Below are 533 nucleotides of genomic sequence, written 5' to 3' on the forward strand. Positions count from 1 at the left end.
TGAACGAAGCGGTTGAGTTCGATCGCCTGGCGCTGTCCGCCGGACAGATGCTCGACATTCGTGCGCAGCGAGGGAATGCTTGTGCCCGCGTCGGCAAGGGCCTCGGAGACGATCCGCTCCATCTCGCGTTCCTGCAGGACCGGGATGCCCAGCACCTTCCGGGTGATCTCGCGTCCCATGAAGAAGTTCGCCACGACGTCCGCGTTGGTGCAGAGCGACAGGTCCTGGTAGACCGTCTCGATCCCGGCCGCCTTCGCCTCGGCGGGCGAAGCAAAGTGGCGCTCCTGCCCGTCGAAGGCGATCCGCCCGGCAGTGGGGGGCAGCCCGCCGGCGATGATCTTGACCAGCGTCGACTTGCCGGCGCCGTTGTCGCCCAGCAGCGCGACCACTTCGCCGCGCCGCACCGACAGGTCTATGCCGCGCAGCGCCTCGATTGCGCCGAAGTTCTTGGTGATGCCTTGCAGATTCAGCAGGGGCTCGGCTTCGCTCACGCGATGCTCTCCTTGTTGCTCCGGCGTAGAAACGGATCGTCC

Annotated in this window: 1 protein-coding gene; it reads right to left on the reverse strand. The window is 66.4% G+C overall.

Annotated elements, in window-relative coordinates; translation table 11 throughout:
• Nucleotides 1-491 (reverse strand): ATP-binding cassette domain-containing protein (locus tag P1J78_RS25670; protein ID WP_275570102.1); only part of this gene is annotated, 491 nt, incomplete at its 3' end.
• Between the last annotated feature and the right edge of the window lie 42 nt (nucleotides 492-533).

Source organism: Psychromarinibacter sediminicola (genome assembly GCF_029168335.1).
Lineage (GTDB): Bacteria > Pseudomonadota > Alphaproteobacteria > Rhodobacterales > Rhodobacteraceae > Psychromarinibacter > Psychromarinibacter sediminicola.